The sequence below is a fragment of the Thermococcus sp. 2319x1 genome (assembly GCF_001484685.1).
Lineage (GTDB): Archaea > Methanobacteriota_B > Thermococci > Thermococcales > Thermococcaceae > Thermococcus_A.
In genome coordinates, this window is the sequence record NZ_CP012200.1 from 1,204,412 (window position 1) to 1,229,093 (window position 24,682).

Annotated in this window: 29 protein-coding genes and 1 pseudogene; 6 read left to right on the plus strand and 24 right to left on the minus strand. The window is 44.3% G+C overall.

All coding sequences use genetic code 11. The features are described from left to right. Positions 1 to 5 precede the first annotated feature (5 nt). Positions 6 to 1,376 carry a TldD/PmbA family protein gene (locus ADU37_RS06805; protein ID WP_058946896.1) on the minus strand — a complete coding sequence of 457 codons (1,371 nt, stop codon included), beginning with the start codon at positions 1,374 to 1,376 and terminating at the stop codon, positions 6 to 8. Between the two features lie 152 nt (positions 1,377 to 1,528). Between ADU37_RS06805 and ADU37_RS06810 the strand changes: the two genes are divergently transcribed. Further along, positions 1,529 to 2,407 carry an ADP-dependent ribose-1-phosphate kinase gene (locus tag ADU37_RS06810; RefSeq protein WP_058947645.1) on the plus strand — a complete coding sequence of 293 codons (879 nt, stop codon included), beginning with the start codon at positions 1,529 to 1,531 and terminating at the stop codon, positions 2,405 to 2,407. On the opposite strand, the gene ADU37_RS06815 is transcribed toward ADU37_RS06810, so the two are convergent. Genes ADU37_RS06815 through ADU37_RS06825 form a run of 3 tightly spaced genes read right to left on the minus strand, consistent with a single transcriptional unit; the run spans position 2,404 to position 4,980 of the window. Further along, positions 2,404 to 3,225, minus strand: coding sequence for an ABC transporter permease (locus tag ADU37_RS06815; RefSeq protein ID WP_058946897.1), 822 nt, complete (start codon positions 3,223 to 3,225; stop codon positions 2,404 to 2,406). The two genes, ADU37_RS06810 and ADU37_RS06815, sit on opposite strands and share 4 nt — an antisense overlap. Then, on the minus strand, positions 3,212 to 3,979 hold the full coding sequence (locus ADU37_RS06820; protein ID WP_058947646.1) for an ABC transporter permease: 768 nt from the start codon (positions 3,977 to 3,979) through the stop codon (positions 3,212 to 3,214). The genes ADU37_RS06815 and ADU37_RS06820 overlap by 14 nt, the downstream gene beginning before the upstream one ends. A gap of 32 nt (positions 3,980 to 4,011) precedes the next feature. After that, positions 4,012 to 4,980, minus strand: coding sequence for an ABC transporter ATP-binding protein (locus ADU37_RS06825; protein ID WP_058946898.1), 969 nt, complete (start codon positions 4,978 to 4,980; stop codon positions 4,012 to 4,014). A gap of 147 nt (positions 4,981 to 5,127) precedes the next feature. On the opposite strand from ADU37_RS06825, the gene ADU37_RS06830 reads away from it, so the two are divergent. The 3 genes from ADU37_RS06830 (at position 5,128) to ADU37_RS06840 (ending at position 6,838) form a co-directional block, all read left to right on the plus strand. Next, positions 5,128 to 5,409, plus strand: a complete 282-nt coding sequence (locus ADU37_RS06830) for a hypothetical protein (protein ID WP_004067064.1) — start codon at positions 5,128 to 5,130, stop codon at positions 5,407 to 5,409. A gap of 145 nt (positions 5,410 to 5,554) precedes the next feature. After that, positions 5,555 to 6,079 carry a transcription factor E gene (tfe, locus tag ADU37_RS06835; protein ID WP_058946899.1) on the plus strand — a complete coding sequence of 175 codons (525 nt, stop codon included), beginning with the start codon at positions 5,555 to 5,557 and terminating at the stop codon, positions 6,077 to 6,079. A 27-nt stretch (positions 6,080 to 6,106) separates the two neighbouring features. Further along, a complete protein-coding gene (locus ADU37_RS06840; RefSeq protein ID WP_058946900.1) occupies positions 6,107 to 6,838 on the plus strand; it encodes a DUF2110 family protein in 732 nt (243 codons plus the stop codon). On the opposite strand, the gene ADU37_RS06845 is transcribed toward ADU37_RS06840, so the two are convergent. From ADU37_RS06845 to ADU37_RS06910, 14 genes are all read right to left on the minus strand, one after another. Then, the gene (locus ADU37_RS06845) at positions 6,822 to 8,159 is read right to left on the minus strand and encodes a hypothetical protein (protein ID WP_058946901.1); all 1,338 of its coding nucleotides are present in this window, start codon (positions 8,157 to 8,159) and stop codon (positions 6,822 to 6,824) included. The two genes, ADU37_RS06840 and ADU37_RS06845, sit on opposite strands and share 17 nt — an antisense overlap. A 112-nt stretch (positions 8,160 to 8,271) precedes the next feature. Beyond that, on the minus strand, positions 8,272 to 9,150 hold the full coding sequence (locus ADU37_RS06850; protein WP_058946902.1) for an Mrp/NBP35 family ATP-binding protein: 879 nt from the start codon (positions 9,148 to 9,150) through the stop codon (positions 8,272 to 8,274). Positions 9,151 to 9,249: 99 nt separating this feature from the next. Beyond that, positions 9,250 to 10,197, minus strand: coding sequence for a pyruvate synthase subunit PorB (gene porB, locus ADU37_RS06855; RefSeq protein ID WP_058946903.1), 948 nt, complete (start codon positions 10,195 to 10,197; stop codon positions 9,250 to 9,252). A 10-nt stretch (positions 10,198 to 10,207) separates the two neighbouring features. Further along, positions 10,208 to 11,392 (minus strand): pyruvate synthase subunit PorA, encoded by a 1,185-nt coding sequence (gene porA, locus ADU37_RS06860; RefSeq protein ID WP_058946904.1) that lies wholly within the window; start codon positions 11,390 to 11,392, stop codon positions 10,208 to 10,210. A 9-nt stretch (positions 11,393 to 11,401) separates the two neighbouring features. Continuing rightward, positions 11,402 to 11,719 (minus strand): pyruvate synthase subunit PorD, encoded by a 318-nt coding sequence (porD, locus tag ADU37_RS06865; RefSeq protein ID WP_058946905.1) that lies wholly within the window; start codon positions 11,717 to 11,719, stop codon positions 11,402 to 11,404. 62 nt (positions 11,720 to 11,781) lie between these two features. Then, complete coding sequence (locus ADU37_RS06870) at positions 11,782 to 12,717, minus strand: 3-methyl-2-oxobutanoate dehydrogenase subunit beta (protein WP_058946906.1); 936 nt, start codon at positions 12,715 to 12,717, stop codon at positions 11,782 to 11,784. A 5-nt stretch (positions 12,718 to 12,722) separates the two neighbouring features. Continuing rightward, positions 12,723 to 13,904 (minus strand): pyruvate ferredoxin oxidoreductase, encoded by a 1,182-nt coding sequence (gene porA, locus ADU37_RS06875; RefSeq protein WP_058946907.1) that lies wholly within the window; start codon positions 13,902 to 13,904, stop codon positions 12,723 to 12,725. A 9-nt stretch (positions 13,905 to 13,913) separates the two neighbouring features. After that, the gene (locus ADU37_RS06880; protein ID WP_058946908.1) at positions 13,914 to 14,231 is read right to left on the minus strand and encodes a 3-methyl-2-oxobutanoate dehydrogenase subunit delta; all 318 of its coding nucleotides are present in this window, start codon (positions 14,229 to 14,231) and stop codon (positions 13,914 to 13,916) included. Positions 14,232 to 14,270: 39 nt separating this feature from the next. Next, the gene (locus ADU37_RS06885; protein ID WP_058946909.1) at positions 14,271 to 14,828 is read right to left on the minus strand and encodes a pyruvate/ketoisovalerate ferredoxin oxidoreductase subunit gamma; all 558 of its coding nucleotides are present in this window, start codon (positions 14,826 to 14,828) and stop codon (positions 14,271 to 14,273) included. A 486-nt stretch (positions 14,829 to 15,314) separates the two neighbouring features. Next, positions 15,315 to 16,703 carry a hypothetical protein gene (locus tag ADU37_RS06890; RefSeq protein WP_058946910.1) on the minus strand — a complete coding sequence of 463 codons (1,389 nt, stop codon included), beginning with the start codon at positions 16,701 to 16,703 and terminating at the stop codon, positions 15,315 to 15,317. Between the two features lie 56 nt (positions 16,704 to 16,759). Next, positions 16,760 to 16,951: a hypothetical protein gene (locus tag ADU37_RS11315; protein WP_144433227.1), complete on the minus strand. Its 192-nt coding sequence runs from the start codon at positions 16,949 to 16,951 to the stop codon at positions 16,760 to 16,762. Positions 16,952 to 17,222: 271 nt separating this feature from the next. Beyond that, on the minus strand, positions 17,223 to 17,870 hold the full coding sequence (locus tag ADU37_RS06900; protein WP_144433229.1) for a hypothetical protein: 648 nt from the start codon (positions 17,868 to 17,870) through the stop codon (positions 17,223 to 17,225). A gap of 5 nt (positions 17,871 to 17,875) precedes the next feature. Next, complete coding sequence (locus ADU37_RS06905) at positions 17,876 to 18,550, minus strand: hypothetical protein (protein ID WP_058946913.1); 675 nt, start codon at positions 18,548 to 18,550, stop codon at positions 17,876 to 17,878. Between the two features lie 12 nt (positions 18,551 to 18,562). After that, positions 18,563 to 19,390, minus strand: coding sequence for a hypothetical protein (locus ADU37_RS06910; RefSeq protein ID WP_058946914.1), 828 nt, complete (start codon positions 19,388 to 19,390; stop codon positions 18,563 to 18,565). Between the two features lie 305 nt (positions 19,391 to 19,695). On the opposite strand from ADU37_RS06910, the pseudogene ADU37_RS11640 reads away from it, so the two are divergent. Both ADU37_RS11640 and ADU37_RS06915 read left to right on the plus strand, forming a co-directional pair. Next, positions 19,696 to 19,895: pseudogene (locus tag ADU37_RS11640) on the plus strand (S-methyl-5'-thioadenosine phosphorylase); the annotation flags it as partial. Positions 19,896 to 19,978: 83 nt separating this feature from the next. Next, complete coding sequence (locus ADU37_RS06915; protein ID WP_058946915.1) at positions 19,979 to 20,941, plus strand: inorganic phosphate transporter; 963 nt, start codon at positions 19,979 to 19,981, stop codon at positions 20,939 to 20,941. Positions 20,942 to 20,951: 10 nt separating this feature from the next. On the opposite strand, the gene ADU37_RS06920 is transcribed toward ADU37_RS06915, so the two are convergent. The 6 genes from ADU37_RS06920 to ADU37_RS06945 form a co-directional block, all read right to left on the minus strand. Then, positions 20,952 to 22,223 (minus strand): ABC transporter permease, encoded by a 1,272-nt coding sequence (locus tag ADU37_RS06920; protein WP_058946916.1) that lies wholly within the window; start codon positions 22,221 to 22,223, stop codon positions 20,952 to 20,954. Next, positions 22,224 to 22,964, minus strand: coding sequence for an ABC transporter ATP-binding protein (locus tag ADU37_RS06925; protein WP_058946917.1), 741 nt, complete (start codon positions 22,962 to 22,964; stop codon positions 22,224 to 22,226). Next, positions 22,961 to 23,173, minus strand: coding sequence for a helix-turn-helix transcriptional regulator (locus ADU37_RS06930; RefSeq protein WP_058946918.1), 213 nt, complete (start codon positions 23,171 to 23,173; stop codon positions 22,961 to 22,963). The genes ADU37_RS06925 and ADU37_RS06930 overlap by 4 nt, the downstream gene beginning before the upstream one ends. A 2-nt stretch (positions 23,174 to 23,175) precedes the next feature. After that, entirely contained in the window at positions 23,176 to 23,475 is a 300-nt protein-coding gene (locus tag ADU37_RS06935; protein WP_058946919.1) for a hypothetical protein, read from the minus strand. Beyond that, positions 23,476 to 23,856, minus strand: coding sequence for a DUF2178 domain-containing protein (locus ADU37_RS06940; protein ID WP_058946920.1), 381 nt, complete (start codon positions 23,854 to 23,856; stop codon positions 23,476 to 23,478). Between the two features lie 478 nt (positions 23,857 to 24,334). Continuing rightward, positions 24,335 to 24,640, minus strand: coding sequence for a PRC-barrel domain-containing protein (locus tag ADU37_RS06945; RefSeq protein WP_058946921.1), 306 nt, complete (start codon positions 24,638 to 24,640; stop codon positions 24,335 to 24,337). Positions 24,641 to 24,682 lie beyond the last annotated feature (42 nt).

Consider the following 24,682-nt stretch of genomic DNA (forward strand, 5'->3'; position numbering starts at 1 on the left):
CCCTATCACCCTATTATTATTCCTCCATCAAAGCGCATGTGGGGACCGCCAGAGCTGACAAAAGCCGTCTGTCCTTTTCCGCATCTCCCCATCTCGAGACCAAAGTCATTTCCTACGGCACTTATCTTCTTCAACGCCTCGATGGCAATTCCGCTTATTGAAGTATCCCTTATGGGCTTCGTTATTTCGCCATTCTCAATCATATACCCCTCCTGAACCCCCACCTGGAAGGCAGAGTTGAGCTGTGCCTGACCTCCTCTAAAGTCAACAACGTAGTAACCGAACTTGATGTCCTCTATCATCTCCTCAAACTTCCAGTCTCCCGGCTCAAAGATTGTGTTGCGCATTCTTATTATCGGGGGATAGGTGTAGTTTTCTGCCCTCGCATGACCGTTTGGCTCCATATTCCACTTGTGGGCATATTCCCTGTTGAGCATTATCTCCTTCAAAATTCCGTTTTCAATTATGTGAATGTCTTTGACCGGAACGCCCTCGTCGTCATAGCGGTCGTTTCCGAAGCCCCCTTCAACTATGCGTTCGCTCATTGTAACGTATTCCGGAGCAATCTGCTTTCCAATCAAATCTTTAAAGGGAGAGTTTATCGTCAAATCCGCCTCTGCGAGGTGTCCAAGGGCTTCGTGAGCTATAATGCCCACCACTATAGGCCCGGCAACTATTGGAAATTCTCCCCTCTTCGGTGCAATGCCCTCTAACTGTGCATGAACTTTTCTGATGACCCTCTTAGCGACTTCTTCATTTGGCTCTTTTTCTTTGAAAAGCTCCCAGCCGTAATCAACTGCACCAACTTCATCTCTCGCGGCTGCAAGCCTTTCCCCTTCTTTGCCAGTTGCCCATACATACTGCCATACATAGTTCAAATCCCACTTTATCTTTGTACCCTCGTTTGTTATGAGGATCTTTTCCCCGCTTGCGTCTTCATAGCGAAGCCACGTTGATTTTATAGCTCCGTCTTCTTTGAGAAGAGCTTCCAGGTCCATTAGCCTCTCAACTTTTTCCTCTATTGGGACTTCTCTGGGCCTTATTTTCACCTTGCTCTTCACCACATCCTCGTGAGTCTTTATCTCCGCGAGCTGGATTTTTTCCTTCTTGGCTTTTGCCGTTGCTTTCGCAAGCTTGTATGCATTTTCTATGGCCTGCTCAAGGTTTTCAAGTCTGTTTGTTGAGGAAAACCCCCATGCCCCGTCTGCTAAAACTCTAATGGCAACGCCCATCTGCCCTTTGCCGGCAAAGGTTGTAAAAGTTCCATCTTTGAGTTCCAGAGTGTTTTTGCTGATGTTCTCATAGCGGATTTCTATGTAGTCCGCTTTGAAGTTTTCAAGGGCCCAGTTAAGGGCTTTTTCTAATCTATCTTCCATGCATATCACCCGCAATCTAAGGGTTTAGACAATCATTTAAATTAAAGTTTAAGACTATAAAAGCGTTGTCTCGAGGAGAGATGTATACAAAAGGACGTTTAGAGGAGAAAAATATAAATCGGTCAAGCGGGGAAGATTTTAGGGGTGAGAGAGTGTTTGAGGTAATTGCAATAGGAAACCTCAACTACGATATAATCCTACTTGTGGAGAGATTTCCCGAGTTTCATGAGAAGGTAATCGCCAAGAGAGCCCACTTCGGATTGGGAGGTGCTGCAGGCAATACCGCTTCTTGGCTGGCCCACATGGGAGTTAAGGTTGGGTTTATTGGAGCAGTCGGTAACGATGAGATTGGCGAGGCCCACATAAGCTATTTTAAGAAAATTGGCGTTGATGTGGGGGGGATTAAAGTCGTTAACGAGCACTCGGGAATAGCTATTTCCCTGATAAAAGGAGAGGACAAGAGGATAGTAAAGCATCTCGGTGCTAACGCATACAGAGACGTTGATTTTGAGTACCTTTCCAAAGCTAGGCACATCCACATGTCATCAAACCCAAAAGAGCTCATTGAAAAGACTGTTAACTTTGCCTTCGAGAATGGAATTTCCATTTCACTGGACATAGGCGAAGCAGAGGTGCCAGAATCCGTTGAGGACAAGATAACCTATCTCCTCATGAACGAAGATGAGTTCAAGCGAAAGTATGGAAGCCTGGTGAAGATCCACGACGTTAGAGCTAAAAACGTCATCATAACATTAAACGGCGGTGGGGCGATGATTAGAGATGATAAAGGGAAAGTTTTTGAGATTAGGGGGCTGAGTGCTAAAGTAGTAGATTCCACCGGGGCTGGAGATGCCTTTGATGCCGGATTTATCTATGGGGTTCTTAAAGGATGGGAGCTGAGGGATGCGGCAAAACTTGGAACTCTTCTGGCATATCTAACGGTGCAGAAAGTTGGCGCGAGAAGCGCGATCATACCGTTGGAGGAGATCAAAAAAATAGCAGAAGAGCTGAACTTGGGCCTTCCCTTTTAGTAGCTCTTCAAGCCTACGGTTTTTGCTTGTTTCTCGCTCCATTTGTAGCTTAGGTATCCCAAAAGGGCATAGAGCAGAGAAAGAACTATAAGATAGGAAATCTCCCCCAAAGCTTTTTCATAGCCGTAGGCAACAACCTTTCTCACGGCCTCACTTGTGGGAGCATAGGGAAGAATTTTCGCCATTATCTGCAACCCCTTAGGCAAGATTGAGATCGGATACATCGCACCGCTTAAAGCAAAGACCAGCATTTCAAGAATAGTTATAAACGGACCCGGGTCTTTTAAATAAAGAACGATACCAGCGGCAGCCATTCCCATCCCTATCATTCCCACTGTACCCACAAGCAACACTGGAAGGGCTTTGAGAAAATTGAAGAAGTCAAAGCTAATGTCAAATATCACGACAAAAAGTGGAATGTAGATTGCCATATAGATCAGTGACAGGAAAATTCTGGTAAGAACGTTGCCTATAAAGAAGGTCAGCCTCCTTATGGGGGCTGCAAAGGAGTACTCAAGGGTTCCAGCATAGAGTTCATCAACAACGCTCCACACAAAGCCGCTGAGAAAAGTCAAACCAAAGCCCAATACCATAAATCCCAAGACTGCAAAAGTTACGTAGTCTGAATATCCCGTGAGTTTTTGAAGTGCGGGGGAATTTCTCTCTCCGGTGAGACCTATTCCTATCAGCAGAGCCTGACCCACGAAGAAAAACCCCAACATAACATCGCTAATAAACCACACCCTGTAACTCAAGAAGATTCTCCAGCTCTTAACTGCAACACCGTAAAGCGCTCTGAGCTCTTTAGTAACCTCCATAACCAACCACCCGGGTTACCTTTTCTGCCCATTTGAAAATTAAGTACCCAACTGCCCAGTAAAGTGGTATTAAAAGAAGAAGCCACACTATTTCTCCCCGTATTTCTGCATAGGTTTTTCCAACAAAGATTGCCCTAACAGCGGAGGCAGCATGGGTAAGTGGGAAGGCCTTTGAGAAAGCAACCAGCCATTCGGGCATTACAGCAAGGGGGAAGAAGACGCCGGAGAAAAAGAGCATTCCAAACTCAAATATCTGTGCAAAAGGCCCTATGTTCTTTAGGAGCATCACAAGCCCAGCAAAGATGAAACCAAACCCCAAAAAAGCCAGTAGTGATGCCAGAATAATTGGAATAGACTTCAGAATTATTGTGAACGTGAGGGGGATATCAAATATCAGGGCACCAATTACAAAGACGATTCCCATGAGGGTAGAATCCATTAAAAGCCAGCTAACAGCCAATCCGAAGAGGAGCTCCAAAATTCTGGTCGGGGAGAGTATGTTCATTTCAAAAGTCCCTCTCTGGAGCTCCCTCCTCACTCCCCAGACGTAAGCTTCCATTGGTGAAACCGAAACCCACCACAAAACGTAGCCAATCAAAGCGTACGTTGGATAATCCCCCATGCCCGTAGAGCTCGCCAAAAGCTGTGAGTGTCTCCCTCCAAGGACAGCCTGCCCAAAGAAGACAAACTGAAGAAGGAAAACTAAGCCAACAAGAATAGAGCTTATTATCCTCAAGGGATACCTGAAAAACATCCTAAATTCTTTTTCTATCACAGCTGGCACTATCAATCCCTCAACCCCCTTCCGGTGAGCTTTATAAAAACGTCCTCAAGGGTTGGCTCCTTCTGTTCTACACTTATTATCTTAGCCCCTTTCTTTACAAGCCACTCGACCAGCTTGGGAAGCTCTTCCTCGTCCACCTGGCCTCTCAGGGTTATGATTCCTCTCTCCGAATCCTCCTCAACGACAGCAATTCCCCAAGGTAGGCCATCAAAGGTACCCTCCCATTTAAGGCGTATTTCCACGGCATCCTCGTCCTTAACAAGCTTTTTAAGTCCCTCTGGGGTATCAAGGGCTATAATCTTGCCCTGGTCCATTATGGCTATCCTATCGCAGAGCTGCTCCGCCTCGGCCATGTAGTGGGTAGTTAGGAGGACGGTTTTTCCTTTCTCATCCACAAGCTTCCTTATAAATTCCCGGACAAATATGGAGCTCTGCACATCCAAGCCTAAGGTGGGTTCATCCAAAAACAAAACATCCGGGTCGTTTATCAAGGCCTTTGCTATGGCCAGCCTCTGCTTCATTCCCCTCGAATAGTTCATAACGAGGTCATCTTTTCTCTCCCATAGACCAACCAGCCTGAGAAGTTCCTCAATTCTCTCTTTTTCCTCTCGCTTGGGAACATAATAAATCCTCGCAAAATATTTCAGGTTTTCATACGCACTTAAACGCCAGTAAAGGGTTCTCTCCCCCTCTGCCACGAGGTTTATTCTCTTTCTAATTTCCCTTGCGTCTTTCCTTATATCATACCCCAAGATTTTCACTTCTCCTTCAGTAGGCTCAAGCAAAGTTGTGAGCATTTTTATTGTGGTGGTCTTTCCAGCCCCGTTGGGTCCGAGAAGGCCAAAAAGTTCGCCCTTTTTAACCTTAAAGCTGATGCCCTTAACCGCCTCGACCCATTCCACCTTTCTTAACGGGAGAGGAATCTTTTTAGGGTACCTCTTCTTCAAATCAAAGACCTCAACTGCATCCATACTTTTCCCCTAAGATACTCATGCTGATCAGAATACATAAAGATAGTGGTCTTTAACATGCAAAGGCTTAAAAATGGTAACAAAGATAAACTATTAAAAAAGACCACAAAAGGCTTAAAGGGCAACTGTATCATGGAGGTGACTTCGTTGGAAATAACAATTGAGAAATTCAAGCCAAAAGTTACCCGGCCTTTTAAGAGGAAAAACGAATACTGGGTAAAGCTCATAGATGAGAGTGGCGAGTATATAATGAAGTTCAAAACCCCTCTGGAGGCTGAAGATGCAATATACGGGCTTCTTGATCTTCAGGTTTACGGTGGCAAAGTTAAGCTAAAGCTTAGAGAGGGGAACGTCATAGAAGATATTCAAATTCTTGAACTCTATAAGCCCTCTGCAAAGGAGCTTGTTGACGAGTATTTTAGCGAATAGCTGAAGTCCTTTTTTGTACATTAAGCTTCTTTTTTCGACAAAAACCTATATATACTCCAGAGCCCAAATGTATTATTAGTGGGTTAATACAGCGTTCACAAAATCAATTTTTAAGATAAAATCCAAGGACTTGGAGGTCTTACTTATGGCCAGAAGAAAAAACAAAGAACTCTTGAAATTCGCAGAGGAGATAGGCGGAAAAGAGGCGATTGAGGTAATCAAGGCTCTCGAAAAGAAGAAAGAGGCAACCGATGAAGAGATAGCAGAGATGACCGGAATTAGGGTAAATACCGTCAGAAAAATACTATACGCCTTCTACGACACTCAGCTTGCAGAATTTAGAAGGGTAAAGGACAAGGATACGGGATGGTACTACTATTACTGGCGCCTTGAAACAAGAAGACTGCCGGAGATCATAAGAGCGAGAAAAATGCAGGAGCTCAAAAAATTGAAAGAGATGCTCGAGGAGGAAACTAAAGAAGTCTACTACCACTGCGGAACTCCCGGCCATCCAAGACTGACTTTTGATGAGGCAATGGAGTATGAGTTCAGATGCCCTCTGTGCGGTGAAATGCTCATGCAATACGACAACAGTGAAATAGTTAAAGAGCTCCAAGAAAAAATCAAAAGGCTTGAGGAAGAACTGGGAATAAACCATGACCAATCTTGAATTTTAGTGAACTGCGGGGATGATAAGATGGAGATTATTATTCTTGAGAAGATATACGGGGATAGGAGTGGTTTTGAAAAGCTCAACAAGAAGCTCAAATCCCTTATAGGAGATTTAGAAGTTTCGTGGAAAATAGGAATTACCCAAAAACAATGGGCCAAAATAAACTTAGAAGGGGAAGATGAGGAAGTTTCTGCAAATCTCATACGGGAGGAGTTTGGAGAGGTTCCATACAAGTTAAGCAAGGTAAAGGAAGGGGAAACGTACAGGGGAAGGTTTATTGAGCTCGGAAAAGTAGGTTATGGGGTCTACGTTGACATTGGAGTATTCTCGCCGACCCCAAAGGATGCTTTGGTTCCCCTTTACTATCTCAAGTCCACATTTGGAGACAAGCCAGCCAGACAGCTCATAAGAGAGTTTGGCTGGATAGACCATTTGCCAGTAGAATTAGAAATCACAAAAGTGGAGTTTGGGGCTAGAGAGATGGAAGGAAAATTCAGCGAAAGACAGCTAAAACAAATAGAAAAGTGGACAACCGATGGATATGACAAGATATTCGTTGCCGGCACAATAAGTGAAAAGGTCGAAGAAGCACTAATAAAAACAGGACATTCAAGGGATGTAAAAAGACTCGAAGAGCTTGGACTTATGGAAACTCTTTTAGTTCTTAAAAAGGGCACACAGGCCCCTGGAATTATCAAAGAGATAGGGCCCCATCTAAAAGCCGCGGTGTTTGGGGCAATTAAGTTTGAGGAGTGAGCTCACATATCAGTCTAACTGCAAGAGCTGAAGAGATGTACTGAACCATTGGGAAGAGCTGAGGAGAGCAAGCCGACAACGGAACAAAAATAACCAGAAGCCAGAAAAACAATGCTTTTCCCCCTCTCATATTTAATATCGATCTTCTGAAATCAAACAACAGATAGGATATTAAAATCAGCTGGAGGATTCCTTCCCTTAAGAAGACGAAGAGAGAGCCGGGATCAAAGGATAGGGAGATTTCTGGAATTGAAAAAACATTTGCCCCTAAGATAAAGAAAGTAATGCTCAGACCAAGGTAAATGGAATTTCTTATAGACTTTGTTGGAAAGACAAAAAACGTGAAAAATGGAAAAACAATCAGATAGGGCCACACCAAACTGCCCGCTGCAACGACAAGTGAGAGGAGAAAGACTTGCCCCATTACCTTAGGACTCCCTTCCGTAAATTTTGCATTTAGTGTAAGCGCCGCAACAAGGACTAAGAGAAACACCCCGATATTTGTGGAGAAATCTGCAATAGAATTCCTGAATGAGGGAGACGAGAACATAAGTCCAAAAACCAAAAAGCCAAGCTCTCTATATGGCTTTGGAGCCGTAAAAAATATCAGAGTGGACGTAAAGAAGAGGATAAATAAATGAAGAACAAGAAGGGCTTCTTCCGTTGGAGAGTAGACTTGGAAATAGGAATTGAGAGCAAGAGATAGAAGCGAGTCTTTAGTCTCCATCAAGGCACTCTGAAAGGTATTCTTAAGAAAGTCTTCGCCAATAGTAAAGGGCATCGAGTTTGAAACCCAGAATGCAAGGAGAGACACAACAAGAAGATAGAAAAAGTGAGTATAAGTTCCGTGATTGGAGAACCAAAATGCAAAGAAAAGGACCAAAAAGATACCTGCAAATAAAAGACCATACACCTCCGCACTTCTGAACCTATAGTGGGATGAAAACGCCTTCTCTATGAGGTACATGTTCCCCTCGCTGCCGGTGAAGAGAACAACCCCGTTGAGAACTATCACTGAGGGCTCCAAAGAAGCTTCCGGAGGTAATCCCGTTAAATTCCAGAGCTTTTTCATCTCCGGGTTGTCATAGACGTTTCCAACAAGAACCAGAACTTCATCCCCCTTATCTTTAAACCGAGAAAGCTTCTCATCAACATACCATCCCCATGCCTTAGAATAGTCACTCTCTCCCGAAACCACATGGTATGTTCTTCCATCAGATAAAAACTCTTCAAAGGCATTTTCATTTGGATAGAACTCTAACTGAGACGCAGAAGCAAGGGGAAGCATAAAGAGGAGCGTCATGATTAAAAATTTCTTCATCTCCCCCACCGGATAAAATTATGTAGCCAGGTCCAGCGCGGCATCACCGTTTCGGCCCATGCCGATCTCAGCCGCGCATCGATAGGTAATAATTCAAAAAGAGATTTAAGCTTTACTCTTTCTTCAGCTCTTCCAGTTTTGTAATGAGCTTTTGGACTATTTCCATAAAGGCCTTTGCCGCTGGAGTGTCCTCGTAGAGAACTATGGGTATACCGTTGTCGCCCGCTTCTCTAGCCTTCAAATCTATGGGAACTTTTCCAAGAAAGTCAACCCCTTCTCTCTTTGCTAACTTCTCTCCGCCGCCCTCACCAAAGAGGTCTATCTTGTTCCCGCAGTGGGGGCATATTAGATAGCTCATGTTCTCAATGACCGCTATGTAGGGAACGTTCATCTGTTTCATCATATTTACCGCTTTACCCGTATCGAGCAAAGCAACCTCTTGAGGCGTGGTAACTATTATAGCCGCATCGAGCTGGATTGTCTGGGTAACGGTTAAGATTTGGTCTCCCGTTCCCGGAGGAAAGTCCACGATCATGAAGTCCAAGCTTCCCCACTTTACATCACCGAGAAGCTGTTTGATGGCCTTTGTGACGAGAGAGCCTCTCCATATTATTGGCTGGTCTTCAGGAACCATGAGCCCCATACTCATGACCTTAATTGGAGTTGTTTGGCCAAGAAAGTCGTTCATTGGGGGTATCATCTCGAAATGTCCATCCTCAAACTTCTCTGCAAGAACTTCCGCCTTTTCAACCCCAAGCATCTTTGCCACGTTTGGGCCATGTACATCTGCATCCAAAATGCCCACGAAATAGCCCTGTTTTGCAAGTGCCGCTGCAAGATTTACCGCAACTGTGGATTTCCCAACGCCTCCTTTCCCACTCAGAACAGCAACTTTGTATCTCCACTGCTTCTCTTTTTCCTTTATTCTCTGGGTGAGAGGATCAACACCCAATCCGGGTAAGTTAAAGCTAGGCGGAGTTTTTATCGTCATCCCATCACCTCTGGTTTAGGGTAGTCTAAAAATGCTTATAAGTTTTGCTCACAAAATACACAATATTACACAAAAATGGGTAACAAAAAAGAGGAAAATTCACGGAAGTTCGACTTCTTTACCCAGAATTCTCCATAGCTCCTTTATCTGATTCTTGAGCTCTTGTATCGCTTCGGGTCTCTTGAAGAGGTGCTTAAACCTTCCTTGCAACCTAAGGTAATCTTCAATTGGCTTCTTGAACTTTCCATCCTTGGGGAACCTCTGGAACTTTATGTTGTGGAAGTCCCCGTTTTCTATTTCAAATAGTGGCCAAATACCTGTCTCAATTGCCAGCCTGGCCACCTCAACTGTCTTTTCTGGTGGAGTCCTCCATCCGGGAACACATGGTGCCAAAACTTGAACAAACGCCGGCCCATCCACGCTTGCCGCCTTCTTCATCTTCCTGTAGAAATCATGGGGGTCCCCAATGCTGGCAGTTGCAACGTATGGAATTTGGTGGGCTGCAGCTATTAATGCCACCCATTTCTTTGGCTTGTCCTCACCAATTGAGTACTTTCCGGGAGGTGATGTAGTTGTCCATGCTCCGTATGGGGTCGATGAGCTTCTTTGAATACCGGTATTCATGTAGGCCTCGTTGTCATACATGAGGTAGACCACGTTGTGTCTCCTCTCAAGCATTCCGGAGAGTGCTTGGAGACCAATGTCAGCTGTACCACCATCTCCACCAATGGCAAGAATCTTTCCTTTTCTGCCGAGCTTTTTCCACGCAGCTTCAACACCGCTGGCTACAGCAGCGGCATTTTCAAAAGCTACATGGATCCATGGAGCTTTCCAAGCTGTGTATGGGAAAACACCAGAGACAACTTCCATACATCCTGTGGCGTGGGCTATTGCAAAAGCGTTTGGGTCGCCGTACTTCTCTTCCATTGCTTCGCTAAATGCCTTTGTGGCGAGCTTCATGACTATAGCCGGCCCACAACCGGCACACGCAGCGTGACCAGGTGCCCAGTATTCGCGAGTTGTGATAGGAGGCTTTCTAACGGCCATCATAATCACCTCACAAAATCTCCTTCCTCAATCCTATCCAGTTGACTTCCTCAACCTTCTCTCCTTCAAGGGCTTTCTTTGATATTTCAACGACCTCTTCAAGGTTTTCAAAGGTGACGTCTCTTCCACCAAGGCCGAGTATGAAGTCTAGGACTATTGGCTTCTCTTTCTCATTTATGAGTGCTCTGCTTGTGTCTGCAAAGACCGCACCGCCAATTCCAAAGCTGATGTCCTTTTCGAGAATTGCAAGGACTTTTGTCTTCTTAGCGAGAGCTTTGATTTCCTCAATTGGGAATGGCCTGTAGACAGTCATCTTTGCTGCTCCGATCTTCACTCCCTCTTCCCTCTTTTTATCCACGAACTCCTTGAGCGTTCCGGCAAGTGAACCCATGGTGAGGAGAATTATCTCAGCATCGTCTGTCTTGTATTCCTCAATCATGTGGTATCTTCTACCGAACTTCTTCTCGAACTCGTCAAATACTTCCTTGATGACCTTTCTCGCGTTTTCCATGGCCTCCCAAACCGTGTATCTTGCCTCCATGTAGTGAGCCGGGAACCCAAGGGCACCCTGAGTAATTGGTCTGGCCGGATCAAGGTAAGCGTGCTTTGGAACGTACTCCCCAAGGAACTCGTCAACTACCTCTTGGTCTGGGATTTCAACCGGCTCAACTGTGTGGGTCAATATGAACGCATCGAATCCAACCATTGCTGGGAGCAAAACGCGTTCATCTTCTGCAACCTTAAAGGCGATCAATATCAAGTCAAGTGCCTCTTGGTTGTTTTCCGCATAGAACTGAATCCAGCCAGTATCCCTCTCGCTTATCGTGTCCTGCCAGTCATTCCAGATGTTAATTGGGGCTGAGAGGGCTCTATTACCAATTGCCATAACAATTGGGAGCCTCATTCCTGCAGCTATGAAGAGAATCTCATGCATCAAAGCCAAACCTTGGGAAGCAGTTGCCGTAAAGGTTCTGACTCCTGCAGCAGATGCACCAACACATGCAGAAATTGCCGAGTGTTCACTTTCAACTTTTATGAACTCGGCATCCATCTCTCCATCGGCGACAAATTCACTAATCTTTTCTGGAACGAGAGTTGATGGTGTAATTGGGAATGCAGCCACAACCTTTGGCTTTGCAAGCTTAGCTGCCCAAGCAGCGGCTTCATTACCCTTCATAACTTTCCTCATAGGCATTTTACCACCTCACTTGAATTCTCTAACCATTTCAATTGCTTTGGTTGGGCATTCGTTTGCACAGATTCCACAACCCTTACAGTAGTCGTAATCAAACACCGGATAGCTTTCCTCGTCCAGATAAATTGCGGGCTCTGGACAGAAGGTGTAGCACAAGAAACATCTGACGCACTTATCTTTGTTAAACTTTGGCATGAAAACTCTCCAACCACCGGTCTTGTTAACAACGCTGCTTCCGGGAATGTATACTATTGCACCCGGTGTCATTTTTTCGCTATACTCCTTTTGGACTCTTTCAATATCAGCCTTGAAAGGACTTTCCGCCATACATACCACCCCGAGTGAGTCATCACACTTTTCTTTAAACTTTTCGCAAAAAGAAATAAAAATCAACCGAAGAGCTCGGCCTTCTTCTTAAGCTCCTCCCATTCCTTGAGCACCCATTCTTGGAGTATCTCCATGTCCTCCTTTGTCATGTACTTAAACCTTCCTTGGAGCTTGAGATACTCCTCGAGTGGCTTTGGTTCTTTGTTCGGCGAAGGCATGTTTATCTTGTATTTTCCGTTCTCGTATTCAAAGAGCGGGAAGTATGCAGTCTGAACTGCCAAGCGGGCAAGCTCTATGCTCTTGTCTGTTGGGCTTCTCCACCCGGTTGGGCATGGGGCGAAGAGCTGAATGAAAGAGGGCCCCCTAATTGTTTGAGCCTTTTTGAGCTTTCTCATGAAGTCCTCCGGATAGGCAATGCTCGCAGTTGCTGCATAAGCCGGCTTGTGGGCTATAACAATATCGATAACCTTCTTCTTTGGTCTCTGCTCAATGAAGTGCCTCTTTCCACCCGGAGTATTGGTTGTCCAAGCACCGTATGGGGTCGATGAGCTTCTTTGAATACCGGTATTCATGTAGGCCTCGTTATCGTACATGATGTAAAGGGCATCGTGTCCCCTCTCAAGGAAACCGCTCAAGGCCTGGAGACCAATGTCAGCTGTACCACCATCTCCGGCCCATCCAACGACCATTATTCCATCTTCGCCCTTTACCTTGTATCCTTTTGCCTTCAATGCCGCCTCAATGCCACTAATTACCGCACCCGTTGTTTCAAATGCGGTGTGGAAGAGGGGAGCATTTAAAGCAGTGTAGGGCCATGGGCCGGCTATGATTGTGGAACAGCATGCTGGAATTGTGAATATCGCTTTTCCCCCATAGGCTTTAAGGACATACCTCAAACCCAGGGATGCACCACAACCTTGGCAAGCAGTGTGTCCGGCATAAAAGTGCTCCTCAAAGGGAAGGGTCAACCTTTTCTTAACATCAGCAGGAAGTTCCATTTTTCTCACCTCTTCAGATGGTACCATTCAATTTCCCTATCGAGCTTGCCCTTTTGGATTATCTCCCTCATGTTCTTGGCTATTGTCTTCACATCGTTCACTGTAAGGTCCCTTCCTCCAAGTCCAACGATGTAGTTCTTCATTATTGGCTTTGCATCAGTGTTGTAGAGGACACCCTTGGACTCGTTGAAGAGGATTCCCTCCTGTCCAAAGGAGAAGTTCCTGTCGAGAACCGCTATTCCTTCAACGTTCTTTGCCAATTCGTAGAGCTCTTCCTTCGGGAACGGCCTGAACCACCTGACTTTTGCGGCCCCTACCTTATAGCCCTCACTTCTGAGCATGTCAACTGCCTCTTTTACGGTCCCCATAAGGGAGCCCATTCCCATGAAGACTATCTCAGCATCATCAGTTTTGTAGAGCTCTATCATCTGACTGTAATCCCTTCCAAATCTCTCGCCGTATTCCTTTCCAACCTCTTTGATGACCTTCTTTGCCTCTTCCATTGCCTTGGCTATCTTGTACCTAAACTCATAATAGTCAGCTGGAGTTCCTAAGGCACCGACTGAGAATGGGTTTTCAAAGTCAGTAAGTGTGTACAAGGGCTTCCTCGGTGGGAGGAACTCATCTATCTCTTCCTGCTCTGGCATGTCAACCACATCGTAAGTGTGACTGAGGATGAAGGCGCTCTCAACAACCATTACGGGGAGGTTGACCTTCTCATGCTCCGCAATCTTGAATGCCATCAATACTCCATCATAAACCTCTTGGTTGTTTTCGGCGTAAAATTGGAGCCATCCCGTGTCTCTCTGAGAGAGTGAATCTGTCTGATCATCCCAAACGCTCCATGGAGGAGCCATAGCTCTGTTAACATCGACCATAACAATTGGGAGCCTTGCCCCAGCCGCCCAGTGGAGCATCTCGTGCATTAAAGCCAAACCCTGCGCAGAGGTGGCAGTAAAAGCTCTCGCACCCGTTGCTGAAGCACCTATACAGGCAGCCATAGCAGAGTGCTCGCTCTCAACGGGCACATATTGAAGGTTTTCAACTTCCCCATTGGCAATGAACTCGGCTATTTTCTCAATAATTGAGGTTTGAGGTGTGATGGGATAAGCGGCTACAACCTCAACTCTGGCATGTTTAGCAGCGTAAGCTGCAGCGTAATTACCACTCACAACTTTCTTTGGCATTTTACCACCTCACTTCTCTTCCCTTACCATGGTTATTGCTTTGGTTGGGCATTCGTTTGCACAGATTCCACAGCCCTTACAGTAGTCGTAGTCCACTGCAGTGTAGCCATCTTCCTTGATATATATTGCCGGCTCTGGACAGAACTTCCAGCAAATGTAGCACTTTATACACTTGCTCTCGTCAATAACTGGCATGAAAGTTCTCCAGTCTCCGGTGAAGTTCGATAGCGTTGTCCCCAGCGTTATTGGGGCTTCCGGATACTCATCAACGGACTTAAATACTATTTTTTCGGATTTTGCCTTCTTCTCCCCAAATAGAGTATTCAAGACGTTTCACCCCTAAATGGATTTTAAAGGAAGGAAAAATCAAAGCTCGTAAACAACAGTCTTCTCAAAGGCTTCTCTTGCAGCTTTGGCGTTCTTTTTGCCAAGCTCTCCCGAGAAAGTATCCTCGATAACCTCTTCCACGCTTTCTATCTTAACTATCCCTGTTGCTTTTGCAACAGCACCAAGAATTGAGGTATTTGTAATCGGCAGACCGAGAATTTCAAGGGCTATTGTTGTAGCGTCAACGAGCGCCAGTTTGGCTGGCTTCTTCTTGAGCTTCTCGAGGACTTCCTCCTTGGTTTTCTCGGTGTTTACAATTACCAATCCTCCATCTTTAAGACCGGCCGTAACGTCAACCGTATCCAAGAGAGAGGGGTCAAGGACAACTACAACATCTGGCTCATAAATCTGGGTCTTGATTCTAATTGGTTTGTCGTCAATTCTTGTAAAGGCTGTAACTGGGGCACCTCTTCTTTCAACACCAAAGAAAGGGAACGCTTGGACGTACTTGCCCTCCAAGAAAGCTGCCTCGGCTAAAACGTTCGCGGCTGTAACTGCACCTTGTCCACCTCTACCGTGAAAACGAATCTCTATCATCCTTTCTTCCTCCCAAGTTTTGTCGGTATTATTTCACTTAGTGCATTTATTTAGTTTTCGGTATGGCAAGAAACCTCTTTCGGCATCTGTCTTTGAGTAAAAGTGAACAAATAGTATGTTTAATGGATAATATAATACACCAGCAGACACAAAAAATATCTTTATGTTTGTAAAGTCAATCACGCTTTTAGTGGCTCGGGCCTTGGGGAGCATTATCGGTGTTCACGAGCGGGTTAATCACTCTGAGAAGGAGTTTGCACATGGCGGGATTCACGTCTAACATTGGAGTTAATGAAGTGTAAACACTATTACGAGGGTTCTCTCTTCAGTGATGTACCATCCTCCTTCATCCATTGCCCATCCAGCAGTAATCTTCCACTCCTGTTTCCCTGTTGTTTCAGGCTCTATTTTAATAGGTTCTACTGTTCCATCCTAAACCCCAAGAAGACGATTAACAAAAAACTTAAGAGAAACTAAGCAAATTATCTATTTTGTTGTCCCGCTCTCGAGGGATGATGGGCAAACATCGCCAATGCATGGGATAGACCCAAGCCCATCATCAACCATGGCAAAGTACATCCCAACCTCAACATTGTTAGAGTCCACAAGAGTTATGTCCCTCCTAATAATTGTCACGTAATAATACTGATTGGCCGCTCCATTAACAATGTCTATATTGTAAGCTATTACCGATTCTGAGCCTTCCGAGTATCCGAGTGTTATTGAAAGTGCTCCAACCACCGGGACTTTGCTCCATATCCAATTGAATCCATCTCCCCCAAGAGGCGTTGAGTAAAAGTCGTATCCAGACGAACCCTGAAAATCAAATACTATATTGTTGTACACCCTGTAGCTGTCCGTTTTTATTACTTTTTCTTCTGTTGTTGTTTGTTTAGTCGGGAAGTTGGACGATACCAAATAGTTCGTCAGTAACAATCCACTGTTCACGTCATTTTCATCGAGGTTGTGAGTTCCGGTCAGCATTACTTGAATGGGATAAACGCCCGCAATTGGAATTGTGCCATACTGCTGATTCCATTTATCATAAACGGGAACGTTGTATGTTGCGATAACGTATTTTAAAGGCAGGTTTATGTACCTCTCAAGATGACCGTTATCCGTAGGGATGCTCGGGCTGGGGGCGTAGCTTACCCTTAACGTTGAGCCCCCATAAGAGCTTCCAAAATCGATCATGGGTATTCCGTCAAGGTTAAAAGTCCACATTGCCCTCGTGTTTGAGGTTAACTGTATTCCCCATGAGGCACCCATCTTGTCAATTGTCTTATAACTTTCCGTTCTAACCTTCATTCCCATAAAGGGCACATACTCGGTGAATGTTCTCGAATCGGCATAATAAGAGTCTTTTAAGTATTCCCAGTTTTCTATTATGCAGTATCTGGAATTAAGCTCCTCGTAACCGTTCGGACACGAACTGCTCGTAAGAAGCGATTTCACAGTATTCCTAATCCTTGGGAGTATGGGAATTTCTAATTGGGGTTTTTTTGAGGGGTTAAAAACCTCATCAAGGTTTATCATTCCTTCAAGCTGTAAAGGTCTGTCTTTAACTACGCTTTTGATTCCAATATTTCCGTCCTTTGTAAAGTAAATTGCTATGGGTGTTGGTGGTGCTTTCAAGCCCCTCCCTTTGAGAGCCTTCTCCCAGTTTTTTGTTTCAGTTCGAAGTGAGAGAACCCCACCGGGGATGACACCTTGTTTTAAAAGTTTAACACCTCCTTCTGGTCGTGGCTGAAAGATGAAAACTTTGGCTTTCCCCTGAACGTTAATTTGTTCAATGCTTAAGTAGTTCGAAGTCGCCTGACCGAGTGCTGTTCCAACTATTAAGACCAGCATCAAACCTAAGAGTTTCCTCCACATTACGGAACCTCCCTACGAGGTTTTTACAGAACACTCTCCCCATGCTTGTTATCAACCTACCTTAGAGTCGCTCTGCATTCTTTTTCTTTGCAATTTAGCTCAACTTTAAATTCCAATTTACTTGGAACAATAACACCAATCCACCAAACCTCATAAATCTGTATCTCTCCAGTGATTGTGTGATTTCCCGTTAAATTGGAATTCAATGTGAATCCTATATACTCTCTAACATGCTCTTTTTTAATCAAAATATCGCTCTTAGTGTCAACTTTAATTAAAAATCCCTTAATGACAGGTAATTTGTTTTTAAATGCTAGATAACATCCAAAATATCTCCCGCTGGTGGTTTGTTGTGTAATATTCCAGCAATAAAGAGAAACTGCATAAGTAGGTTTGGAATAGTTTGTATATAGTAAGGATGCCTTTCAAAGCTATTCTCTAAGATTAGAGAATTTGTTGAAATCATTAAGTTAAACAGGATTATATAAAGAAAATAAAAAAGCAGAATATCTCGTTTCCTCATAGCTTTCCCCTATTTTTGTTTTTTACTATTGTGGCAAGATAGGGGCAGAATTTTTGGGCCAAAATCTTTGCCATCTCGTAATCATATATCATGTGGGAGTCGTAATCATAAACCCAGTAGAGGCTGTAAGGTACTTCTGGGTCTGCTGCATTCCGAAGAACGTGCTCAGCTCGTTTGAAATACCAGCCTGTGGCATCGTTTAGATATAGAGATGTTATTGGATCCGAGGAACACTCTTTGAGACTGTTTATTGCCTCTTCCCTTAATTTGAGGATAATTTTGGCTTTGTCTGTTAGACTTTTTGAACTGTTGAATTCCAATGCTAAGCTTTTAAACTCCTCAAGCCTCTCTGCAATGGCGATGGCGTAGAGAAGGTGATAATTTGCCGCTGAGTAGTATCCCTTTTGAAGGGCGATGATGCCTCTCTTTTTATGATAGTCCTTCCAATCACACGCAACTTTGGCCATCATCACGGTGATGTTGCAGGGTCTATCAACCTCTGATAAATTTTTCCTGAGCGTGTTCACCTTGTCTTTGAGCTCTGCAGGCTGGAAATCCCCGGTATCCACGTGCTTCATTAGTATTAATGCATCTTCCAAAAAGCTCCTAGCGTATTCTAAATCACTTGTTATTTCGCTTCCCAACAATGTTAAGTTCTCAGTTTCTTCAGGGCGTATAGGACTGGGTTCTTTTTTAACTTCTCCAAAGAAATAGCGGACCTATTTAAAAAGAGCTCTGCTTCAATTAACTTGTGTTCTATTTTGAGTCCAGTGGTCATGTAGTCGGTAAATTCCACGCCATTCTTCACCCTATTTTTCCATTTTCTCTCAGCTTCATTCCAGAGAATCGTGATATTTTGAAGTTCTTTGGAAGCATAATCAAGGAACTCCTCTCTGTTTACGACTACAAGATGGGAGCCGAGATAATCTGATGCCAGTATTGCACAAACCCTTGCCTGTGTGAGGGCGTCATAAAATTCTCCCATGTTATAAAAGGAGTATGTCTCGTTGAGGCATCTGTCCACGTCCTCAATTTTATTTTTAGAGACGTTTAGCTGTCTCAGCTTATCCATGAGCAGTAATACCCTGCTGATGGCAACCCCGCTATCATTTTCATCTGCTTTTTGATTGAGATATGCGGAGTGAGTTGAATTGTAATTTAATTTGTAAGATTGAAGATGGGATTCAACCAGCTTGATACTGGTGTTAAGGTCTAACTCCATTTCTTCTTGTGTTTTATGTTCCCGGTATTTTGAGTATGCAATGAAAATAGAGGCTGATAGGATAAAAATAATAAAAAAAGCTGTGAATTTCTTTATATCCATAGAGAGATCCCCTCAGTTGTTTTTGTTTTCATAATAAATTCTTGTGACTGTTGTAACACTTACGCTTCTTTCCGTTTCTCCAATGATGGAGGCTAGAGCAATGCGCTTTATCTCGGGGATGATTGGGATACTGTTATGGGAATATCCCGCAATGTATAGTGTCGCGCCCCCACTTATCTTGAATTCGTAATCAGCCTCCTGTGGGTTTACTATGCTCCAAGTCACTCCTGCACCGTAGTCGGTGCCTCTAAATCTTGAATCCCCATAGAATCTAATTGTTATCTTCCTGACGTCATAGGCCACATCCCCTGAAGTTTGGATGGTGTAACTGCCCTTCTCACTCCTGCCAATGTTGAACAGGGGATCCATAAAGTTTGGCAATCCAAGAATCCCTGCTAATGCATCTACTGCCATTTTAAAGAACTCCCTGTACGCTACCTCTGTTTTTGACCCGCTGGATCCCAAGTCTGCAACGAAGATGCCATTTGTACCAGTTAGTATCCCAACGTGGGTGGATATTGATGGTTTTATAACCTCGACAGAGAGCCAGTGCCCACTGCTAACCGGGTAATAATAGTGGTTCCATCCACTTTTCCATCCTTTTCCAAGTTTTACTCTAAGGACAAAGGTTTGTTGGGGCGTGGCGATGTCGTCCTGATTGATTACTACTACTTTAGGTAGATAAGTGGAAGCTACGCCGACTTTACCTATGAAATGTCCGTTCCAGTAGTATGAATATGAATCATCCGCATTTGTCTCTGGTTCTGCAGCCCTAACAATTCCTCCAATTGCTCCCAAAACTAACAATCCCAGCATCAAACCTAAGAGTTTCCTCCACATTACCGAACCTCCTTACGAGGCTTGTGTATTATATTGTAAAACTCAAATCTTTATAAAATTTTCTACGAAATATTGCAATTTTACTTGTCCAGAAACGCAATAATCTTCCAACTATGTAATTTCGGCCTCCCTCCTAGCAAAAAAGAGGGGAAGTAAAAAATGGGCATATAAGGACAACTAAGAAATTTTACGGGCTTATTTCCAGGAGGTACCCTTTTATCATTTAGAGTTTCCTTTTCGGTGGAAAATAGCTCTTAAATAACTCGGTGTAATTTTTACATGGTTATGTCAATGCCAAAGAGTGTGGTGGCTCCGGTGTCTATGGAGTCTTTGAGCCTAGGGAAAGCATAAAAGTGCACACGCCTTACTGAAGACCTTCAGCTCAGGTGGAAATAGACGGAATTAACGGTGTTGAGATTGCTTTTCTCCCAAGGCGTGCGATAGGTATTACTGTTGCAGATTCCCTTGGGGAAAAATACAAGCCCAAGACATAGTAATTACTGACCCCTGCCATGATTAGGTACCTAGGAAATGAGCAATTTTTTTAAGCTTCTCTTGGCTATATAGACTATATAGATGGTGAAGGCAATGGAGGCAATAGTAATAGCGGCAATTGCAATTACGTTCTATATAGCATGGAACATAGGGGCCAACGATAGCGCAAACGCGATGGGAACTGCAGTAGGGGCTGGACTGCTAAGCTTCCGTCAGGCAACATTAACCATAGCCATATTCGTCATGCTTGGGGCTTACCTTAAGGGTTACAAGGTCATGAAAACAATAGGCAAAGGTATTGTTCCTCCAGAGTACCTCACACTCAAAATTGCCATAATAGCCCTCCTTGCGGCTGGTATTTGGGTCACTATAGCGACTATAAAAGGGCTCCCCGTGTCCACCACCCAAGCCATAGTTGGAGGGGTTGTGGGGGTTGGAATAGCGATAAATGCTCCGATAAAATGGGAGACTCTATTGAAAATAGCCGGAGCCTGGGTATTTTCCCCTATCTTAGCAGGTTTATTTGCCCTGATACTCTTTAGGTTTTATGGAAAAGTAATAAACAACATTAAAAGCCTGGGCAGAATTGAGTTTCTTTACAAGTGGCTTGCTGTTCTCGGAGGATCATATATGGCATTTAACTTTGGAGCAAATGAGGTGGCAAATGCAACGGGTCTTCTGGTTGGGGCAGGCTTCTTTAGTCCGAAAACTGCTGGGATGTTTGGGGCGTTAAGCCTAGCCTTGGGTTCTTTAACTTTTAGCTACGCCGTAATGTACACGGTGGGTAAAAAGATCACCTCTCTTGGCCCCATCTCGGCTTTTTCAGCCCAATTCGGCTCGGCTATAGCGGTTAGTTTGGCGAACATGTTCGGACTGCCGGTTAGCTCAAGCCAGGCTATAGTGGGAGGAGTCATTGGGGTAGGACTTGCGGCAGGGGAGGGAGTAGAGAAGAGGGTTATATGGGAGATAGCGTTTGGATGGATAGCCACTCCAACGGTCAGCATAGCCTTAGCCCTCGGAATCTTCAAGCTCTTCCAGTTCTCGGGATTAATTTAAAAAAGAAAGGTTACTTTCTCCTAAACCTCAGCTTTGCCGTGAGGATTTTTTCTGTTGTGAAAAACCTTGCGGTTACAAACAGCGTTAGTGTTGAGATTGCTCCCAAATAGATTGCGCTGGCATACATTGTGGAATATTCTCCCATAAACATTGCCCTAGAAGCCAATATCGGGTGGCTGAAGGGTATTGCCAGCAAAAGATACTTTATTGCCAGAGGCAAAGTTTCTATGTCCGCAAACATGAGTATGAACGTAGGAAAGGCTAAAGGCATTATTCCCGCACTTACCACGGTGTTTGCGCTCTTTGTGTCCTCTGCAAAAACAGCAAGCAGCATAGCGAAGCTCAAAGCGAATATCATGGCTAAAAACATTATAAGAACAAAAAGCGCCGCCCCTTGTGGAGTAACCGTCAGTCCAAGGTCTTCAAGAGAAATTCCAACCTGAGCTGAAGAAGTCAAGCTCCCGAGATAGTTTCTCATACCAATCATATATGCTATTGCCGCTATTATGCCTATTACAGCCGTTCCTACCATTTTTCCAGCCACAATAGTTATCCTTTTAACGGGCAGAGTTAGGAGGGTTTCGAGAGTTTTGTTCTCCTTTTCCATAGCCATGCTCCCGGCCGACATCTGGGCAACCAGTATTATCATTATGAATATTACAATGGGCATAGAAAAAGACTGAGACGCTATGATGTTCGCTACCAACGAAGGGGGAACGGCAACAATGCGCCCCTTAATTACGGTGAAGCTTTTTGCGTCTATTGGTCTTAGAATAGCCTCCGGGTCGCCTTCTATGTTCCGCTCTATTTTCAGCTTTGCAAGGTACTCATTAAGAACAGTTAAAACGGCGTTTATTCTACCTTCACTTACCGCTTCCCTCATGCCTCCACTTATCCCCTCGATTATGCCATAAACCTTCACCTGAGCCTTTTGGTTGTTCTCTATAGCCTTTGAAAAGTTCTTCGGGATTATTACGATCATGTTGTAGTTTTTCTCTTGAGCTTTTTTGATAGCTTCATCAATGCTCAAGGCATCTATCTTGGTTAGAGTCACATTGGGGGCAGTTTCTAAAGCTTTGATCAGAAGATCGCCGTATTGCCCTTCGTCAAGGTTCACCAATACAACTTTAGTTTCCTCTTGAGCTTGCTGAAAGCCTACCTGCATCATCTGTCCCAAGGCGGGATATATGATTAGCGGGACTATTATTATGCCAAAAATGAGTCCCTTGTCCCTCAGAAGGTCTTTGAGTTCTTTCATTACGAGTACCCAGAAGTCGCTCATTCAAACACCCCCACCGCCCGTTTGGATTATGGACATAAAGACCTCTTCGAGGTTTTCCGCTTCGTATTTTTCTTTCAGCTCTTTTGGAGTTCCAATTTCAACTATCACGCCACGGTTTATCAGAGCAACCCTATCACAGAGAAACTCCACCTCAAGCATGTTGTGACTCGAAACTAGAAATGTTATCCCCTTCTCTCTTGCAAAACTCTTTATCGTCTGCCTTATGGAGTATGCGTTTATTATGTCCAGCCCGCTTGCCGGCTCATCCAGAATGGCAAGCTTGGGCTCAACCATCAAAGCCCTCGCAAGCAAAAGCTTTCTCGTCATACCCTTTGAGTACGTTGAAATTTTATCGTTCAGCCTATCTCCAAGGCCACTAAGCTTTATGCCAAGCTCAAGCATCTCTTCATAGCTCTTTCCCGTTTTAGCATAAAGCTTTGCCATGAACTGGAGGTACTCAATCCCCTTGAGGTTCTTATAAGCCCCGGCTTCCTCCGGAAGGTAGCTTATGAGCTTCCTCACTTCATTTCCCTCTTTAACTACATCATGGCCAAAAACTTCAGCCCTTCCTCCCGTTGGAGTTAATAAAGTTGCCAAAATCTTGAGCGTTGTGCTCTTTCCAGCGCCGTTAGGACCAATTAAGCCGAAGATTTCTCCCTCTTTAATCTCAAAGCTTATTCCTTTGAGAGCCTTAACCTTTCCATAATCCTTCTCAAGAGCTTCAACTTTTACAGCACTCATTTATTTACCTCCTTACCATTTTCATATATGAATATATCCTCAATTTTAACGTTGAAAAACCTTGCTATCTTAAAAGCCAGCTCAAGAGAGGGGTTGTATTTGCCTTTCTCTATCGCTATTATCGTCTGCCTTGTCACACCTAAGGCCTTCGCCAGCTCCTCCTGCGTTAGGCCCCTCTTTTCCCTGAGCTCGTGGAGACGGTTCTTCATGCTCACATCCTCCTAGCGTAGTACGCTCTGAATATCCAGATGCCAAAGAATACCATCATAAAGATTATCAGGGCCGTGTCTCTGGCGGCGCTGTTTTTTGTGATAAACCAGTGATAATACAGCAAAACTATGTCCACACCCATGACAAGCTTAAGGGTACTAAGGGCCGTCCTTTTGTCGATTTCCATCGCTCTTTCATCGGCGGGAAGCCCTATTTCTCGAAGCATAATTCTCGTAATCAAAGTTCCAAGAAGAGCTCCACCGAAAAAGGAAACAACTGCAACGATGGCCAATTCGTTCATTCACATCACCCTCGCGTAATAGTGCCTCAGAATAAAATGCAGGAAAAGCATTCCGGCAAGTGTAACCCCTATGGCGGCAAAGGCCCCAACAAACTTCGGATCACTCAGCTTTCCTGTGAGAGTTATCATGGCGGTTGCCAGCGACACTCCCACAATCTGAATGGTTCTTACGGCGGCAATTTCGCTTATCCTTTTTGTACGCTCGTCCTCGAAGACATGACCCCTCCTTTCAAGGATTGAGTAGTAGGTGTTAATAAAAAACGCTCCCAATACAAAAACCGCCACGGCCACCTTAACTTTTCCCTCCCCGGATGCCCAGCCCATCATCCATCCCATGGCCATGACACCAACCAGCGGTGGAAGATGGACAAGCTTGCTCATCCTACTCACCATGTAAAGTTTCCTTTACGTAAAGTTTCCTTTACATCCTTATAAACTTTTTGCTAAGACCCTTCTACTTTTTGAGCCAATAGTAAAGCATTGCAACCAAAGAAGAATATACAAAGAGTTGCACTACAACAAAAAAGTATCTACTGAGAATTTCGAACTCTTTTGCTCCATAACTGCTCGCTAACTTCCAGACGGAAAATGCCGCTATTATCGGAGCAGAAATCTCAAAGGTTAAAAGTTAAAACTTCCATTCATCTTCGCTCCTTTCAATTCCTGCAAACTTCATTCCCGAATATATGGAACAAAACGCCAGAATTACAGATATCGCAGCTTTATCGGATTTTTAGATTTTATAAAGTGGTTTGTGAGAACTACAAACATGAAGACAAAAGCAGATATCCAAACACCCCAGCACTTAATCTCCATGCAGTCATCGGATAATTACTAAAATTAGAGGGAACAGAAAGGGTCAAGGTCTTTGAAGTCTCTCCTTTATCGTTGAAATCTTTCTTAGCTTGGACTTTATAGCGAGTTTACTGTGATCAATGACAATGAATTCTCCGATGCTCTTAACGGCCTTCATCGGTATGAGGAGAAGCCCTTCTTGGTCTGTAACAAACTCACTCGTATCTAAATCTTCATCCGGCTCAGCGACAATCACCAAAATTTCCCCGGTGTCCTCGTCAAAACTCAGATCGTAAAGCCATCCGAGTCTTATTCCCGTGTCGGTTATAAGTTCCATATCCCTAAGCTTTGATGCCTTAATTTTCACCATCTTAGTCCCCTCCAATTTTTGCCTACATAAAAAATCGCCTTT